The sequence below is a fragment of the Psychrobacter sp. NPDC078409 genome, assembly GCF_050268505.1.
Lineage (GTDB): Bacteria > Pseudomonadota > Gammaproteobacteria > Pseudomonadales > Moraxellaceae > Psychrobacter.
Window position 1 is genome coordinate 687,134 of the sequence record NZ_JBNNGW010000001.1, and the last position, 16,449, is coordinate 703,582.

14 protein-coding genes are annotated in these 16,449 nt (G+C 43.2%); 8 read left to right on the forward strand and 6 right to left on the reverse strand.

Annotated elements, in window-relative coordinates; translation table 11 throughout:
• Window positions 1-107: 107 nt before the first annotated feature.
• Complete coding sequence (locus tag ACQKC9_RS02530; protein ID WP_165596807.1) at window positions 108-848, reverse strand: MHYT domain-containing protein; 741 nt, start codon at window positions 846-848, stop codon at window positions 108-110.
• A gap of 122 nt (window positions 849-970) precedes the next feature.
• Entirely contained in the window at window positions 971-1,678 is a 708-nt protein-coding gene (locus tag ACQKC9_RS02535; protein WP_427620374.1) for a hypothetical protein, read from the reverse strand.
• A gap of 722 nt (window positions 1,679-2,400) precedes the next feature.
• On the opposite strand from ACQKC9_RS02535, the gene ACQKC9_RS02540 reads away from it, so the two are divergent.
• The 5 genes from ACQKC9_RS02540 to ACQKC9_RS02560 all read left to right on the forward strand — a co-directional run bounded on the left by ACQKC9_RS02540 (window position 2,401) and on the right by ACQKC9_RS02560 (window position 8,249).
• Window positions 2,401-3,627: a S1 family peptidase gene (locus tag ACQKC9_RS02540; protein ID WP_427620375.1), complete on the forward strand. Its 1,227-nt coding sequence runs from the start codon at window positions 2,401-2,403 to the stop codon at window positions 3,625-3,627.
• 42 nt (window positions 3,628-3,669) lie between these two features.
• On the forward strand, window positions 3,670-4,986 hold the full coding sequence (locus tag ACQKC9_RS02545; protein WP_427620376.1) for a phosphoribosyltransferase domain-containing protein: 1,317 nt from the start codon (window positions 3,670-3,672) through the stop codon (window positions 4,984-4,986).
• A gap of 42 nt (window positions 4,987-5,028) precedes the next feature.
• Complete coding sequence (locus ACQKC9_RS02550; RefSeq protein WP_427620377.1) at window positions 5,029-5,859, forward strand: HAD hydrolase family protein; 831 nt, start codon at window positions 5,029-5,031, stop codon at window positions 5,857-5,859.
• Window positions 5,860-5,937: 78 nt separating this feature from the next.
• Window positions 5,938-7,119, forward strand: a complete 1,182-nt coding sequence (locus ACQKC9_RS02555; protein ID WP_427620378.1) for a cysteine protease StiP domain-containing protein — start codon at window positions 5,938-5,940, stop codon at window positions 7,117-7,119.
• Between the two features lie 65 nt (window positions 7,120-7,184).
• Window positions 7,185-8,249 carry an HpcH/HpaI aldolase/citrate lyase family protein gene (locus ACQKC9_RS02560; protein ID WP_227679389.1) on the forward strand — a complete coding sequence of 355 codons (1,065 nt, stop codon included), beginning with the start codon at window positions 7,185-7,187 and terminating at the stop codon, window positions 8,247-8,249.
• 151 nt (window positions 8,250-8,400) lie between these two features.
• On the opposite strand, the gene ACQKC9_RS02565 is transcribed toward ACQKC9_RS02560, so the two are convergent.
• Window positions 8,401-9,213, reverse strand: a complete 813-nt coding sequence (locus ACQKC9_RS02565; RefSeq protein WP_427620379.1) for an alpha/beta fold hydrolase — start codon at window positions 9,211-9,213, stop codon at window positions 8,401-8,403.
• Window positions 9,214-9,552: 339 nt separating this feature from the next.
• Here ACQKC9_RS02565 and ACQKC9_RS02570 point away from each other — a divergent pair, with 339 nt between their 5' ends.
• Window positions 9,553-10,350, forward strand: a complete 798-nt coding sequence (locus ACQKC9_RS02570) for an enoyl-CoA hydratase/isomerase family protein (RefSeq protein ID WP_427620380.1) — start codon at window positions 9,553-9,555, stop codon at window positions 10,348-10,350.
• A 70-nt stretch (window positions 10,351-10,420) separates the two neighbouring features.
• Here ACQKC9_RS02570 and ACQKC9_RS02575 read toward each other — a convergent pair whose 3' ends face one another.
• The 3 genes from ACQKC9_RS02575 to acnB form a co-directional block, all read right to left on the reverse strand.
• Window positions 10,421-10,864 (reverse strand): PACE efflux transporter, encoded by a 444-nt coding sequence (locus ACQKC9_RS02575; protein ID WP_427620381.1) that lies wholly within the window; start codon window positions 10,862-10,864, stop codon window positions 10,421-10,423.
• A 205-nt stretch (window positions 10,865-11,069) separates the two neighbouring features.
• Window positions 11,070-11,513 carry a DUF805 domain-containing protein gene (locus ACQKC9_RS02580; RefSeq protein WP_427620382.1) on the reverse strand — a complete coding sequence of 148 codons (444 nt, stop codon included), beginning with the start codon at window positions 11,511-11,513 and terminating at the stop codon, window positions 11,070-11,072.
• 202 nt (window positions 11,514-11,715) lie between these two features.
• Complete coding sequence (gene acnB, locus ACQKC9_RS02585) at window positions 11,716-14,319, reverse strand: bifunctional aconitate hydratase 2/2-methylisocitrate dehydratase (RefSeq protein WP_427620383.1); 2,604 nt, start codon at window positions 14,317-14,319, stop codon at window positions 11,716-11,718.
• A 419-nt stretch (window positions 14,320-14,738) separates the two neighbouring features.
• On the opposite strand from acnB, the gene ACQKC9_RS02590 reads away from it, so the two are divergent.
• Window positions 14,739-15,149: a carboxymuconolactone decarboxylase family protein gene (locus ACQKC9_RS02590; RefSeq protein ID WP_102092355.1), complete on the forward strand. Its 411-nt coding sequence runs from the start codon at window positions 14,739-14,741 to the stop codon at window positions 15,147-15,149.
• A gap of 148 nt (window positions 15,150-15,297) precedes the next feature.
• Window positions 15,298-16,341, forward strand: coding sequence for a lipoyl synthase (gene lipA / locus ACQKC9_RS02595; RefSeq protein ID WP_427620384.1), 1,044 nt, complete (start codon window positions 15,298-15,300; stop codon window positions 16,339-16,341).
• Window positions 16,342-16,449 lie beyond the last annotated feature (108 nt).

Here is a 16,449-nt window from a genome sequence, read left to right on the forward strand (position 1 = left end):
GGTTAGCAGATGATTTGAACAGACACAAAAAAAGGGTTTTTAGATATTAATCTAAAAACCCTTTTTTATTTTCACTTTCAATTGGTATTAAAAATGAGCGTTTGAAATTACTCGCCAAACGCTAGTGTTGCTTGCTTAGGTGCATTTTTAGAAGCAATGACCCATAGTAAGCTCAATACGATTGCTGAACCGATGAAGATCATAATAGATGAAGATATGGCACCTGCATGGGTATAATCCATAGACATCGAGTGATCAGTCATTGTCATTTCCATCGCGGCTATACCAGTATAATGCATACCACAAACGGCAAGACCCATGATGAAGGCACTACCAAAACGCTGTAATGTACCACGTAGATTGAATGCCAACCATAGCGCAGCGATAGCAGCTGCAATAGCAATCACAATTGATAAGATAAGCAGCGGTATATTGTATGACATGGTAGCGTCCATCTGCATAGAGGCCATACCGGTATAATGCATGGCTGCAACACCCAGCCCAGTAAGCACACCGCCACCAATTAACTTAGCAACACTTGGTTCACCACGACCTACGATGACAATACCAACTGCAACGAAACAAATCGCGAGTAGCATTGAGACAATTGTCAGACCCAAGTCATAAGTCACAGGCATCTTCATGTCTACTGCCATCATACCGATATAATGCATAGACCAAATCGCACCACCGATAGCAATCGATGATAACGCTACCCAAAAATACAAATCCGTTCCTGGCTTAGCAGAAGGTACTCGAATGGCAAGATTTAAGCCAACATAAGAACCAAATACTGCAATGGCGTATGAGACCAACACCAAAAGTAAGTTATATTCAACTTCCATCATTTTTTTGCCTTTTATCTATCATAAGAATTGAGTCAAATAACGTTACTTTTATTGCAACACGGTGCGTCATTCGCTCGTTGATTTTTTTGCATAGACATAAAATTATCTACACACAATTTTTCCTACCCAATGGTAAATTCACAAATATTGGTACTACCGGCGCCGCAGTTAGTCTCTTCAACTTGAACCACATCTATAGCAGGGTTGCTTGCCAAAAAGCCTTCTATATAACCTACAATAAAATGGCATCCTGAGTGAGTATGATCTGACGACTTACAGAACGGACATTTGATTAAATAAATTACATTATTCTTTGCTTTAACTTTAGACAGACCTTTTAGTGCTGGCACAAGCTCACGAGTGATCGTAGTAGGCATCTTCAGTGGGCTGCCAAGTGAATAATCACGCTGGTAAATTCCGCCACCAACCTTACGACCCAACTCCTGCAATGCAGTCATACGTCGCTCAATAGGCAAACTATCTTCATACTGACTGACAATATCTGCTATTTTAGGGTAATAAGCACCAATGGCTGATAAGACGCTTTTCTCATCCAATGTCTTTTTTGCAGGGGCAGCTGACGATCCGCCTTCTTCATCTATTTCTAGATTAAAAAGCGTACATCCTTCAATTGAAGACAGGTCATCGATTAGATCTGCTTGCGTTTTAGAGCCTAGGCTTCTTGCAATCACATGAATGATATTACCACCATTCTCTGAAGCCTCTTGTCTTTGGGAGACCAGCTGATAACCTGCTTTGATAAGCGGCGAAATAACATTAACCAGACGAATACGTTCAGAAGACGTTTCTAATGCACAAGAGAATTTCACAGAGCACTCCTTTTCTTAAAATACTGCTACGCTTTCTTATAACAAGCTATCTAGATAAACTAATGTGAATAACGTCTCAAAGGTCCGAACAACTGGCTTTCTCACAATATAAAAGATATGCAGACATCAACCATATGATAGTTTTTATATATCTTTTATATTATAAGAAATGAAATATATTCAGTAGATGAGACTTCGATTTTTATAGTTATTAAGCATACAAGCACTCTAACTACTAGAAATTCATTAATTGAGAAGCAGCAATAAGCTTGAAAATAAGATTAAAATTAATGGGTTTAAATCAAATACTATTTTTAAAATTTACAGATAACACTTGGTCACAGTAGAGTTACTAAATAGCAATAGATTTTGATTGTATTATCACCGGAATCTTATTTTGTAGCAATACACTATATGGCTTTGTCCGATAAGTGGCTACATTAACCGACAAATGGCTAGACTATAAAACCTCATTATTATTTTCTAAAAGTAATTAGTTATTAAAAGGAGTTCCGAAACTATTTAAACCTATATATCTTGATATATCTATTATGCAAATAATCTTAACTGTATATTAAAACACCTATTAACATTTTCTCTTTGTAGAATAATAGGTTCAAAATAAAATAAAAAACCTTTATATAGTCAGACTTTAGTCTCAAGGATAAAATCATTAAACAATAAAAATAATTATAATCACGCAAATAAACTAAGGAAATGTGATGTTGAAGCAAGTCGAATTAGTGCTAGGAGCCAATACGGTTATCGAAAATACAAAGTGTTCGATCGCATTTTCTACTACTAAATCATTGGGATTTGGACAGCAGCTTGGGCTATTGTGGTTGCCATTAGATGCCTATCGTAAAGCCGTTTGTAGTCCTGCTTATTTACATGAGTCTAAAGACTGGGCTCAGCTCGATAACAAGGATAATCCAAGTACATGGCAGTTAGATTTACCCCAGCTATTTGATACGCTTGGCGTTAGTTTCTTACAACTGATTGCTTATGTTTATCATGAGCCAAACCTAAACTTGCCAGCAGTAGAGTTAAACGACGTAAGCCTCACGCTCAATAACGGGGATATTCGCTATGACTTCACAACAAACGAGCGGCATATCAAAGCAGCGATTATATTAGAAATATATCAGCGTAATGGACAGTTTAAATGTCGGGCGCTTGGTGAGGCATCAACGCAAGGCTTAGCGAGCCTTGAACATCATGTACAGGTTAGTCTGGATATTCGTCCACCTAGCACACATACACTTATTCAAGAAGCTCAACAGCAGCAGCGTACTCAACCAAACAACGAAGCTCGCCCTCCCCGTCAAGTACAAGCAGGCGAAACTTGGACAGGAACAGCGTTTGCTATTGATCCCTATCATCTGCTGACCTGCTATCATGTGATTGAGTCAGCAGCGATGGTTGGCGTACGTCAGCAAGGTCAGCCTGATCGCGAGGCACAAGTCGTGCTCAGCGATATCGGAAGCGATTCAGCTATTATTAGAGTTAGCGATCCTTTGCCTAGCTACCTCCCATTGGCGCAGCAATGTGTTGATATATTGGGTGAGACCATTACCACACTGGGGTTTCCGTTGTCAGGACTGAGTAGCCAACTGCAAGTCACCCAAGGCTGTATCTCAGGATTGACAGGCTTAAACAACGATATCCGTCACGTGCAATTCACCGCACCCATTCAGCCTGGATCTAGTGGTAGTCCTTTATTATTGCCGACTGGAGAGGTCGTCGGTATGGTCACATCCAGTCTGGTTCATGAACATGCACAAAATATGAACTATGCGGTGAAATTTCAGTTATTATCTGCCCTACTGGCGAGCGCTGGCATCAGCTTGGAGAACACGACTGACTTGATCAGTGCTACGCCTCTTACAACACCTCAGCTAAGCAAGCAAAGTCGCAGTGCCTTATGGCTAGTTGGCTGTCAGGGTTAAAAATCTACGACGACATACAAATAAAAGCGCCAAGGAATATGAATGTTAAATGAGCAACACAGTACGACCATCACCCTACCCCGTGGTACGCTAGATCTCACTTATCAAACCAACTCAGCCACTAATAAATCAGTCACTAATAAAAATGGCGTAGAACAACGCGACCATTATCAATTAGAAGATTTGCTAGGATTTGCCCAGCGTATTAATCCAAAGCGTGCGTTTTTGTTTGTCTCAAAAGTGCTAGGTCGTCATATTCCCGTTGCGCCAAGCACTATGCGAAACGCATTCACTGATTTGGCTGATTTAGTGCCTAATGACTTGCCTGAGCCAGTACTAGTCATCGGTATGGCAGAGACCGCTGTTGGTCTATCTGCTGGCGTCCATCAGGCACTACAAACGCGCTATCCTCAAGCTCTGCTATTAAACTCTACGCGTCATGCACAGCACGATGACAGTAGTGATGAAAATGGTACTGACTCCTTGCTGACGACGTTTTGTGAAGACCACAGTCATGCTAGCCAGCATTTGATTTATCAGAGCAAAGATAGCGTTACTCAAGCGCAGCTACTGGCTAGTAAAACACTGATTATGGTCGATGATGAAGCCTCAACGGGTAATACCTGTGTGAATGTCGTCACTGCCTTACGTGAAGCAGGACTGAGCCAGTTAGAACAAGTGCATCTAACAACATTGGTCGACTGGTCATTAGATCAAGAAACACCTAATCCACAGTCAGATGCTACACCTGCACGTATGGCCGATCGTCTCGCTGGTATTGAGTTTCATCGTCATCATTTACTGTCTGGTGCATGGCAATGGACAGATGCACCCAATCCTGAACCTATTACGATGCCATCGGTTGATACTACTGCCGCTGGTAGTCAGGCGCTCGGTGATACGGGCAACTGGGGGCGTTTTCCAACGCTAGACAGTACAGAGGGTTTTGCTAACTACCTTTCGAGTTTTCAAGCTGCATTTACCCGTTTCAATGATCAAGAAAACTTTGATGTTGCTCAGCTACCAAAAAGAATCTTAGTATTGGGTAGCAATGAGTTTGTTTGGTTGCCATTTCTATTGGCTGAATGGCTTGAAACAGAGTCCGACAAGCTCAACAACGATACAGCGTCCATGGTTAATTTTAGCGCATTAACCCGTTCACCGATTGCGCTTGGTGGAGCGATTACCACGATGCTGAGCTTTCATGATAATTACGGGCTTGGTATGACCAATTTTGCTTATAACGTTGAGCCTAGTGGTTGGGATTTGATAGTGTTGTGTATAGAAACATCAGCTGATAGTGTGGATGCTATGTGGCGAGGTTTAGATAACGTGCTAGTGGTGAGCCCTAGTCATTAAACTGCTCTCTAACTTTCAAACCTATTATTTACGGACGACGCCATGACTACCTCATTTTTTAAAGCCAACCCAGACATTATTAAGCCTTATGCCTTGATGGATTTGGATGACACGTTATTCCAAACCCAGCGTAAAATTGATGCATGGGACTTACCCACTACTGAGCGTGAAACTTTGGTTTGTGCGACGGTCAATAAACAAGACGAGCCACTGAGTTTTATGAGCCAGCGCCAAGCGATCTTTTTTAACTGGCTACTTGCCAGCACTGAATTAATCGTAGTGACGGCGCGGGATCGTAGTGAAATAAAACGCGTTAAACTGCCATTTGATAGCTGGCAAGTATTGACCCATGGAGCGATTATTTTAACGTCTGACGGAGCGCTGCTGAGCAGTTGGCAGCACCATATGTATAGTAAGCTTGCGCCATTGCAAGATAAGCTTAATAAGTTAAGTCAATTGTTTGCCAGTCATAGTCAAAGCGAGCAAAGTCATCTAGTATTTACACCGCATATCGATAGCTTTAACAATGGTTCTACGGATGAAGAGCTAACCATTTATCTGGCTATCAAACATGCACAGAAAGACCATCAAGCGCTCGTAGATTTAGCTGAGAAACTGCCCACTCTGATACGTGATTTTGACCAAGATTTCTATGTACATGTGAATGCTAATAACCTAGCGATATTGCCCCATGCGGTTCATAAGCGTCATGCGGTACAGTTTTTATTAGAGCATCATTTAGACCATCAGCGTCCCAGTTTTGGCTTTGGTGATAGCTTAGCTGACCTGCCTTTCTTGCAGTTATTGGACTGGTACGGTATGCCCAATCATGGCCAACTGCATGAGCAATACCAGTCTAAATCGTCAGGCTAAACCATTAGTTTAAATCATCAGCTTAAACTGCAGCCACGCAAATCCACTGTTATCATCACGAGTGCTATTATTCATACTATGACTTTACCTAATATACAGACAAAAAGAGCTGCTCTGCAAAACTATGGCTCAGGCAGCTATCTTGCAAGCGATGTCACCGTCCTACTCGATATGGTGGATAAGGACGCGGTTGCCGATGTGCCCGTCAGTCAAAAAGAAGCGCTTATCCAAAGCGGACAACGCCATTACTCTGACATGCTGACTTTAGAGCAAGCACCTACTGCAATGCATGAGCAGCTATACATACAGGCATTAGAGCAAGGCTCAACAAGAACCGCGACTGATATTGCTCATTTGTCTCATACGCTACATCAGGTGTTTCAGCACAGCGTTAGTAATGAGCATCCACTGGTTTTGGTCAGTTTGGTACGAGCAGGTCTACCGATCGGTGTGTTATTGCAGCGTGCGCTGTCGGATACAGACAGTAGCTATCACCTGCCAAGTGTACATTATGGCATCAGTATCATTCGTGATCGTGGTCTTGATCCAGTGGCCCTGCAAATGCTACTAGAGGCTTATCCAAACAGTCCGATTGTCTTCGTCGATGGCTGGACAGGTAAAGGGGCCATCTATCAAGAGTTGGCTCGTAGTCTAGAGAAGTTTAGTGATTCTACCCATGTTAATTTTGCCAACATTTTTCATCAAGGCGCTGACGTCATTCCGTTACTGACCCTTGCTGATCCGGCTGGCGTTGCTTGGCTGGCAGCTAGTGAAGAAGACTGGTTAATCCCATCGGGTTTGTTAAATAGCACCGTATCGGGATTAATTTCGCGCAGCTTATACACGGAGCCGTCATCAGGCCTACATCGCAGTGTTTTTTATGATGATTTAATTGAGGTAGATCACAGCTTGGCATTTATCGATCATATCGATGCCGTGAGACGATCATTGGCTACTACTCCAGCCCGTTTACCGACTTACCAGCAGCCACGCTACCAGACTGCGGCGCTGATAGAGACGCTGGCAGCAGATTATCATATCGTCAATCGCAACCGTATTAAGCCGACTATTGCCGAGGCAACACGTGCCATATTACGCCGTGATCCCGAGCGTATATTGCTCGCCACTGCTGAGCACCCTGATACCATATTGCTACGCCATTTATGTGCGCAACGAAACATCACTATCAGTGTATTAGGTGATAAAATACTGCCTTATCAAGCCATCACGCTTATCAAGCAGCGCTCCCAAGACACTTAATACATTTAACGGTATTAAATACTTTCTTTTTCGTTCTCTTATACTCTCTACTTATGATGCCAATTATGTCAGATATGCTAAAAACCGAGTCAGACCTTTACAATGATACCCAATCTTATGCGCATCTGATCACTGAGCGTCATGCGATGGTCAAACCGCACACGCACCATCCATATCAGCTCGGTGCTAGCTTGTACATGCCTGCGACTCGCCAAGATATTTGGCAAGTCATCAAGCGAGATAAATTACCGACGATTAATAGTATTATTATCTGTCTAGAGGATGCGGTCAGTCAGCAGGATGTTGAGTTGGCGCTTGAGCGTTTGCGAACCCTCCTAAATACTTGGGCTGAGCATGTGAATAGCATTAATGCGCCATCTAAATCGGCAAAGATTCATGCTCAGCATCCGACGCGTCCACTGGTCTTCATACGTCCACGTAGCCCGATGATGCTACAGCAACTGGCTGACTATACCCATATTGACCTTATCGATGGTTTCGTTATGCCGAAAGTTGATATGTATAGCTTATCTAACTGGCGCATGGCTTGTCAGAACCTAAAAGTAGATCAACTACTTATGCCGACGCTCGAAACCGCAGCGCTATTTAATCCACATCACAATCAAGAGCTTGCCATCGCTTTTAAAGAAGCGTTTAGCCAGCCGGTTTTTGCATTGCGTATCGGCGGTAATGACTTGTTCGCAGCATTGCGCTTACGCCGTCCAAAAAACAGTATTGTCTATGACTCGCCTATCGGTACGTTGGCTTATCAAATGCTTGGCTGTTTTGTGCCGCATGGTTTTTATCTTACCGCGCCAGTATTTGAGTACTTGGATCAGCCGACGCTGTTTATGCAAGAGCTGAACCGAGATGTCAGCTTAGGGATGGTGGGCAAAACTGTCATTCATCCAAGCCAAATCGCCCTAGTACAGCAAGCTTACTGTGTGCCACTGAGTACATTGGATGAAGCGCAAGCGATCCTTCACTCTGAGGCCAAAGCGGTATTTAAGTACAATAATACGATGCTAGAGCCTGCGACGCACCGTGCTTGGGCGACTGAAATTGTTAATCGTGCAGAAGCCTTTGGAACCATTGATGACGGACATAGCCAATACAGCTCACGAATGTAGCTTTCATCTCTGATGATGGTTTTCTGTCATTTAACAACTCACACTATGAAAAAAGCCGCTATCAAATAACAGGTAGCGGCTTTTTTATATAGATATATGCTCAGGATTTCCTATAGATATGAGGCTTTAAAGCTCTCGAACAGTAGCTACACTAAACACAACTTTCCAAAAACTGACGAAGTACTTGATTCACTTGATCAGGCTCTTCTACTGTCGATGTATGACCCGCACCTTTGATAATAGCAAGCTTTGACCCAGCGATAGCAAAATGCATGCGTTCAGATTTGGCATAAGGCGTAGCGGCATCTTCATCACCTACCACGATTAATGTTGGCGTTGTAATCTCACCCAACTGCTCATAAGTACCGGTACGCTCAATAACGCCCATTGTTGCTTTGACCACGCCGCCTTTGCGATTGCTTTGTAGCATCGTCAGCCACTGCTTACGGTCAGATTTGCGCAGTTTGTCTGCCAAAAACGTACTGCCAAACATAATTGGCATCACCTTATTACTCACACGCTTCATACCCAACCAGCGAATCGCTTTAACCAGCTTGCGATACTGAGGGATGTTTTTTGGATCTTCAGGGTCAGCAGAGGTTTCTAACAGCGTTAACGACAACAGCAACTCAGGGCGTTTGAGCGCGATACGTTGAGCCACGAACCCGCCCATAGATAGTCCAACGAAGTGACATTTATCAATTCCAAGCGCTGCAAGTAAGCCAAGCGTATCGTCAGTCAGCGTCTCCATATCATAGCCAGATTTGGTAACCTGCGACTGACCTTGCCCGCGAAAATCAAAAGCAATACAACGATAGTCGGTTTGAAAATGCTCTACTTGCTTATCATACATCTGCGAGCTCCACAGTAGACCGTGAGCAAATACGATAACGGGCTTTTGTGTGTCATTCGGTGCACTGTCTTCGTAATAAATATCAGCGTTATTTACAGTGATAATTGGCATAACCACATCCTTGTTTGATCAATGAAAAGTTTGAGCGTACCCTTGTGTCTTTTACGACTCTTTTACGCTCAACCTGGCATATTAGCATAATCCATTAGACCCTTAGGTCATAGCCTTTTTACGAACCAGTCGTTTTGTCTCATTAGCTAGCATTAGCTTTTGCGATAGAATAGTAAAGTTTACCAGTATGTAGATGTGTCTTAAGCGCCCACAAAACATGCTTTTATAATCATAGCAAGCTGCTATAGTAATCAGCATTGAACCATTTTTACCTTTATCTCAAAGTATTGTCATTGATACAAAATATTAAAACAGTCATTTAAAATAAGGAAATCTCAAATGTCACAGTCTCTCGTCGATTATCAAGTTGCAGAGCACATTGCTACCATTACCTTTAACGATCCAAAAAGCTTAAACGCCTTTGGCACGCCCTTAAAAAACCAAGTCTTGATAGCGCTAGATAAAGCGGCTGCAGACGATCAGGTACGGGTGATTATTTTGCAAGGGGCTGGTGGTAATTTCTCCAGCGGCGGCGATATTAAAGAGATGTTGTCTGAAGGATTAGACAAGGATATTGTTTCAAACAAATTAAGAGGCATGGTAGAAGGCGCAGGCGAAGTCAGCTTAAAGTTACGTCATATTCATAAGCCGATTATTGCCAAATTAGAAGGCGCCGTAGCTGGTGCTGGCATGAACTTGGCGCTTACTTGTGACTTCCGCATTGCCGCAGACAATGCAAAGTTTGTACAAGCGTTCGTCAATATCGGCCTAGTGCCAGATGCAGGTGGTATTTACTTATTAAACCAATTGGTAGGTGCAGCAAAAGCCACTGAGCTTGTAATGCTAGGTGATAAACTGAAAGCAGAAGACATGGCACGTTTAAATCTAGTGAACAATGTGGTAAGTATTGAAGAACTAGATGCCACCGTCCAAGCATTGGCGCTACGATTGAGCCAGCTGCCAGGCAAAGCGTTGGCCGCTATGAAAGAGAGCTTCAACGTACACGCCTTCGCTGGTTTGAGCGCAGCGTTAGATACGGAAGTAGAGCAACAGACCGTGATGGCAAAAACCGATGACTTTATCGAAGGTGTTAGCGCCTTTATAGCGAAGCGTAAGCCTGTATATCAAGGTAAATAACAAGATAAAAAATCATACTATCAAAAAAGGGCTACCGATATGGTAGCCCTTTTTTTGTCAATATCTTTAATTAAGAGGCAGTCGCGGAATTATAATGATAAGGCAAAGTAAATATTTTATCGAAAATAAAGGTAAAAACGAAGTTATATATTAAGAAGAAAACCATCAAAGCCGCTTCCATCATAAATGCTTCGATCAAGCCAACATCGTACCAGATGATATATATTGGCAAGCAGATCAATACCAGACCGATTTCAAAGATCAGCGCATGTACACTACGGATAAGCAGCGTACGCTCAGCTATATGCCTGCGTTGCTCCCAAGTCTCAAAAGCGGTGTTGTAGACGAAGTTCCAAATAATGGCAGCGAGCGATATCATCATAGCAGCGGGCAGCGATTCTGATGCATCACTATTGCTAAGCTTCATTAGTACAAAGGTAGAGGAGATGATTGCCAGAATCTCAAATACAATCACATAGACAATTCGGCGTTTAACTGGGGATAAGGTAATCAACCAAGACTCCAAAGCACCTGTATTTAAACAGAAAGGTGCGTATCAAAGTATCGGTCCGTCCCGAGATAGAAAAGATAAAGGAAGTACAGAGCCACGGTTTCCGCCTGCACTTATATTATACAGAAACCAAACTCAAAAATCAGTGAGGACATTTGTAAACAGGCATCAGCCGTTTTATTAACGATTATCGTCTGTTTTAGCCGGACTATTTTGCTGTTAGACCCCATTTATTGGTTTCAGGCTTGGTATCACTCGCTAGAAATACTAGCAATATAATAGAGCCTATCAGTGGCACTATCCCTATCAAAAGCCACCATCCTGAGCGACTAGTATCATGTAAGCGACGGATAGTCACGGCAAGACCAGGCAGAAATAAACCAAGTGCCGCTACTATGTAAAATAAACCTGTCTCTGAGCTGAATATTATTGCGTCTAGCAGCATTGCAACGATCATCACCCCCATTTGCACTAGAAAGAAATACCAATACTCTTTACGGCGAGCACGACCAGAAAAATTCGTGTAATTTCTCATGCCCTTTTTAAACCAGTCAATGATGCCGTAATTTTCTTCAGCATTATAATTGTTAGCCATCGTAGATCTGGGCAGTGGCGGCGGAGTCGCTTTATCAAGCTTAATATTATTTTCCATAGGGCTTTTTATCTCAGTCGTAGAAAATAGGAATCGTCAGTGAAAATTATCAACCATTGGCTTTGATTATAGATACTCAATAAAAGTTTGTAAATGAATACTAATTTTCTTGGAGTCATCAATAAAAAACCCCGCATCATGACGATACGGGGTTATTCTAATATTAAAACTTAAAAACGTTTTGCTTAAGCTGCAACCAAGATTAGGTCAATTGAGCAACGTTAATCTTGTCTGCTTCTTCAGTATAGTCTTCCATACGGTCGAAGTTCATGTATTGATAGACTTCATCACCCATGCTGTTTAGCATACCAGCATACTGCTGATACTCATCGTTAGTCGGCAATTTACCAAGTACCGCTGCGACTGCTGCAAGCTCTGCAGAAGCTAGGTATACGTTAGCGCCTTGACCTAGACGGTTCGGGAAGTTACGAGTTGAGGTCGATACCGCAGTAGATTTCGGTGCGATACGTGCTTGGTTACCCATACATAGTGAACAACCTGGCATTTCAGTACGAGCGCCGGCTTGTGCATAGATGTTGTAGTAACCCTCTTCCATCAACTGGCGTGCATCCATCTTAGTAGGTGGTGCAATCCATAGACGAGTTTTCAGGCTACCTGCTGGTACGTCTTGTAGCAATTTACCAGCGGCACGGAAGTGACCGATGTTGGTCATACATGAACCAATGAATACTTCATCAATGGTATCACCAGCCACGTCTGCTAGCGTTTTTGCATCATCTGGATCGTTCGGGCAGCAAAGGATAGGCTCTTTGATTTCGCTCATATCGATAGTGATGTCGATAGCGTATTCAGCATCATCATCAGCACGCATGAGGCTTGGGTTAGCCAACCACTCTTGCATTTGCTCAACACGGCGGCTGATCGTACGTGCATCGCCATAGCCTTCTGAGATCATCCACTTAAGCAGCGTGATGTTTGAGTTTAGGTACTCAGTCACTGACGCTTCAGACAAAGTGATGGTACAACCAGCAGCACTACGCTCAGCTGAGGCATCAGACAATTCAAACGCTTGCTCAGCAGTCAAATCTTCTAGACCTTCGATTTCAAGAATACGGCCGTTGAACTCGTTGATTTTACCTTTCTTATCAACCGTCAAATAACCTTCTTTGATCGCTTGATAAGGGATAGCATGTACTAGGTCACGTAGGGTGATACCAGCTTGACGCTCACCAACAAAACGAACACGAACAGATTCAGGCATATCAAGTGGCATAACACCAGTTGCAGCTGCGAAAGCAACTAGACCAGAACCCGCTGGGAACGAGATACCCATTGGGAAACGAGTATGCGAATCACCACCAGTACCAACGGTATCTGGAAGTAGCATACGGTTCAACCATGAGTGAATGATACCATCACCTGGACGTAAGCTTACGCCGCCACGGTTCATGATAAAGTCAGGTAGTGTGTGCTGAGTCTCAACGTCAACTGGCTTTGGATAAGCAGCAGTATGACAGAATGACTGCATCACGAGATCCGCTTGGAAACCCAAACATGCCAAGTCTTTTAGCTCATCACGCGTCATTGGACCAGTCGTATCCTGAGAGCCGACAGTCGTCATCTTAGGCTCACAGTACATACCTGGACGTACGCCTGACAGACCACAAGCTTTACCAACCATTTTCTGTGCAAGCGTAAAGCCTTTACCAGTATCAGCTGGCTCTTCTGGCTTAGCAAAGATGTCTGAATGACCAAGACCCATATATTCACGAGCACGGTTAGTCAAACCACGACCAACGATTAATGGAATACGGCCACCAGCACGTACTTCATCAAGCAAAGTAGGTGAGCTTAGCGTGAACGTTGATAGCACTTCATCAGAGTCATGCTTAGTAATTTTGCCTTCGTACGGATAGATGTCAAATACATCGCCCATGTTTAGGTTATCGACTGCCACTTTTTCGATTGGCAATGCGCCAGAATCTTCCATCGTGTTGAAGAAGATAGGAGCAATATTGTTACCAAGTACTAGACCGCCGCCACGTTTGTTTGGCACGTTAGGGATATCTTCACCCATCAACCAAAGTACTGAGTTGGTTGCAGACTTACGGCTAGAACCAGTACCAACAACATCACCAACATAGGCTAGCGGATGGCCTTTTTCTTTAAGCGCTTCGATTTGCTTCATTGGGCCAACAACGCCCTCTTCGTCAGCATTGATGCCGTCGCGAGAGTTTTTGTGCATGGCTAGTGAATGCAATGGGATATCGGGACGGCTCCATGCGTCTTGCGCAGGTGACAAGTCATCCGTGTTGGTCTCGCCAGTTACTTTGAACGTCGTGTAAGTGGTTTTCTTTGGTACTTCAGCACGGTTCAAGAACCATTCTGCATCAGCCCAAGACTGAATCACTTCTTTAGCAATGGTGTTGCCAGCTTCTGCTTTTTCAGTCACGTCATTGAACGCGTCAAATACTAGCAAAGTTTTCTTTAGTGCTTCAGCAGCGTCTTGTGCAACTTCGCTATCATCTAGTGCAGCAACTAGTGGCTGAACGTTGTAGCCACCTTGCATAGTACCTAGAATTTCAACAGCTTTTTGCTTGCTGATAAGTGGTGATGATGTTTCACCCTTTAAGATAGCAGCCAAAAATGCCGCTTTAACGTATGCTGCTTGGTCAACACCAGCAGGGATACGGTTTTCTAATAGGTTCATCAAGAACGCATCTTCGCCTGCAGGCGGGTTCTTTAATAATTCAACCAACTCTACTACTTGTTTTTCATTTAGTGGTAGGGGTACAGTTCCTAGCTCAGCACGTTCTTCGACATGTTTACGATAAGCTTCTAACACAATAGTCGTCCTCGTCAGTTGGGGTGTAGCACATTACGTGGGTAGTCAGCATGACTGCCTGCGTCTATATACTATATGAAATAATTATCCGTGCAATCATAGCTTAAAACGCTTTAAATGTTAATGGCTCAGCTCTGAAAAGGCGCATAGTAAGGCCATATTGAACATTTATTATAAAAATAGTGCCATCAATAATATGATTGTAGCGCTCATTATAACTAGCATTTGCCTGATTACGCTTATCAATCAGCGCTTGCTTTATGACTGAGCAGACACCATATGACTGATATACGATTTCGTAAGAAATAACTTCGATAAAATTTCGCTTAAAAAAATGTAGCAACTTAGATTTATTAATAGTCGATTGATTAGTAGTCGATTTGGTAAAAACATTTTGGTAAAACATTAAGGACGACGATATGACTGATAGCAATGCGGACAACAATACTAACTATGACAATGGTCTCAAGGTACGCACTGAGGTCATGGGTGAGCAGCATGTCAAACGCTCGCTTGATGCTGCCACAGGATTTACCCAACCGCTGCAAGACTGGATTATCGAACACGCTTGGGGCAGCACTTGGCAAGATGACTCAGTATTACCACGCAAGTATCGCTCGTTAATCACTATTGCCTTTTTAATTGCCCAAAAAAGCCCAAATGAGTTGAAAGGACATATACGCGGTGCCATTAACAATGGGGCCAGTGTCGCTGAGATTAGAGAAGTGCTCATGCATAGCTTGCCGTACTGCGGTGCACCTGCTACTCAAGAAGCGTTTCGAGCTGCCATAGATATACTGAATGAGTTGGAAATCGATATAGATATTTAAAACTATGGTCGTCCGAGCAATCATAGTAATCTTAACAATATTGTTTAAAAATTGACGACCAAATTTCTGCTATAATATCTGCACTCATAAAACATTCTGATAATTCCATAAACCCTTATAATATAAAGGGTTAAGAGATAACTCCATTATGACAATTGCCGTACAAACACATGTACCTGCTGCTAAGGCCAAACCAAAAAAAGCCATTCAAGGCGAAAAGCTACGTGGCTATGACAAAGTTGCCCGTATCCCAATTAAAGTGATCCCGACTGTCGAGGCAAAGAAAAAGCCTGATTGGATTCGGGTAAAAATGTCCTCGCCTGCTGAAGTTGCTCGTATCAAAGCAACCTTGCGTGAGCAAAAGCTTTATACCGTTTGTGAAGAAGCGGCCTGCCCTAACCTGCCACAGTGCTTTGCTGATGGTACAGCCACCTTTATGATCATGGGTGATATCTGTACGCGTCGCTGCCCGTTCTGTGATGTAGGTCATGGTCGTCCTAATGAGCTAGACAAGGATGAGCCGCGTCATACCGCTGAGACGATTCAAGGCCTACAGCTTAAGTATGCCGTAATCACCTCTGTCGATCGTGACGATCTAAAAGACGGCGGTGCTGGACACTTTGTGGAAGTCCTAAACGAGTCAAGAGCACTTAGCCCAAACTGCTTGATTGAAATCCTAGTACCAGATTTCCGTGGCCGTATGGATATTGCGTTGGATTTATTAACAGAGACTGCACCAGATGTGTTTAACCACAATATCGAAACGGTGCCACGTCTATACAAAGCTTTCCGTCCAGGTTCTGACTATCAGCATTCGCTAGATTTGCTTAAGATTTATAAAGAGCGTCGTCCTGATATCGCTACTAAGTGCGGCTTTATGGTTGGTCTTGGCGAGACAGAAGAAGAGATCTATGCCCTACTCGATGACTTGAAAGCTCATGATGTAGATATGATCACTATCGGTCAGTATCTACAGCCTAGTAAAAACCATGCGCCTGTTGATCGTTATGTCCATCCAGATGAGTTTCAACGCTATATGGACTACGGCAAAAAAATTGGCTTCTTTAGCATTTGGGCAGGTCCAATGGTACGCTCAAGCTACTTTGCAGATCGTCAGTACTACGGCGAAGACTGCCCAGCACCTATCCGCAGCAAAAAAGCATTAGAAGCTGAAGGCAAACTTGGCTGCTAATTTAGTAATAAAATGATGTGAAAGTAGTTGCGAACAACAGCCGCTAAGACAGTTATTACGAAATCTCAAGAATATTAAAAAGGGTGAATAACAGATTTGTTATTCACC

What these genes read in the sequence shown, in the direction of transcription:
- ACQKC9_RS02530 (WP_165596807.1), bottom strand. Translation starts at nt 848, where the DNA reads ATGATGGAAGTTGAATATAACTTACTTTTGGTGTTGGTCTCATACGCC.
- ACQKC9_RS02540 (WP_427620375.1), top strand. Translation starts at nt 2,401, where the DNA reads ATGTTGAAGCAAGTCGAATTAGTGCTAGGAGCCAATACGGTTATCGAA.
- ACQKC9_RS02545 (WP_427620376.1), top strand. Translation starts at nt 3,670, where the DNA reads ATGTTAAATGAGCAACACAGTACGACCATCACCCTACCCCGTGGTACG.
- ACQKC9_RS02550 (WP_427620377.1), top strand. Translation starts at nt 5,029, where the DNA reads ATGACTACCTCATTTTTTAAAGCCAACCCAGACATTATTAAGCCTTAT.
- ACQKC9_RS02555 (WP_427620378.1), top strand. Translation starts at nt 5,938, where the DNA reads ATGACTTTACCTAATATACAGACAAAAAGAGCTGCTCTGCAAAACTAT.
- ACQKC9_RS02560 (WP_227679389.1), top strand. Translation starts at nt 7,185, where the DNA reads ATGTCAGATATGCTAAAAACCGAGTCAGACCTTTACAATGATACCCAA.
- ACQKC9_RS02565 (WP_427620379.1), bottom strand. Translation starts at nt 9,213, where the DNA reads ATGCCAATTATCACTGTAAATAACGCTGATATTTATTACGAAGACAGT.
- ACQKC9_RS02570 (WP_427620380.1), top strand. Translation starts at nt 9,553, where the DNA reads ATGTCACAGTCTCTCGTCGATTATCAAGTTGCAGAGCACATTGCTACC.
- ACQKC9_RS02580 (WP_427620382.1), bottom strand. Translation starts at nt 11,513, where the DNA reads ATGGAAAATAATATTAAGCTTGATAAAGCGACTCCGCCGCCACTGCCC.
- ACQKC9_RS02590 (WP_102092355.1), top strand. Translation starts at nt 14,739, where the DNA reads ATGACTGATAGCAATGCGGACAACAATACTAACTATGACAATGGTCTC.
- lipA (WP_427620384.1), top strand. Translation starts at nt 15,298, where the DNA reads ATGACAATTGCCGTACAAACACATGTACCTGCTGCTAAGGCCAAACCA.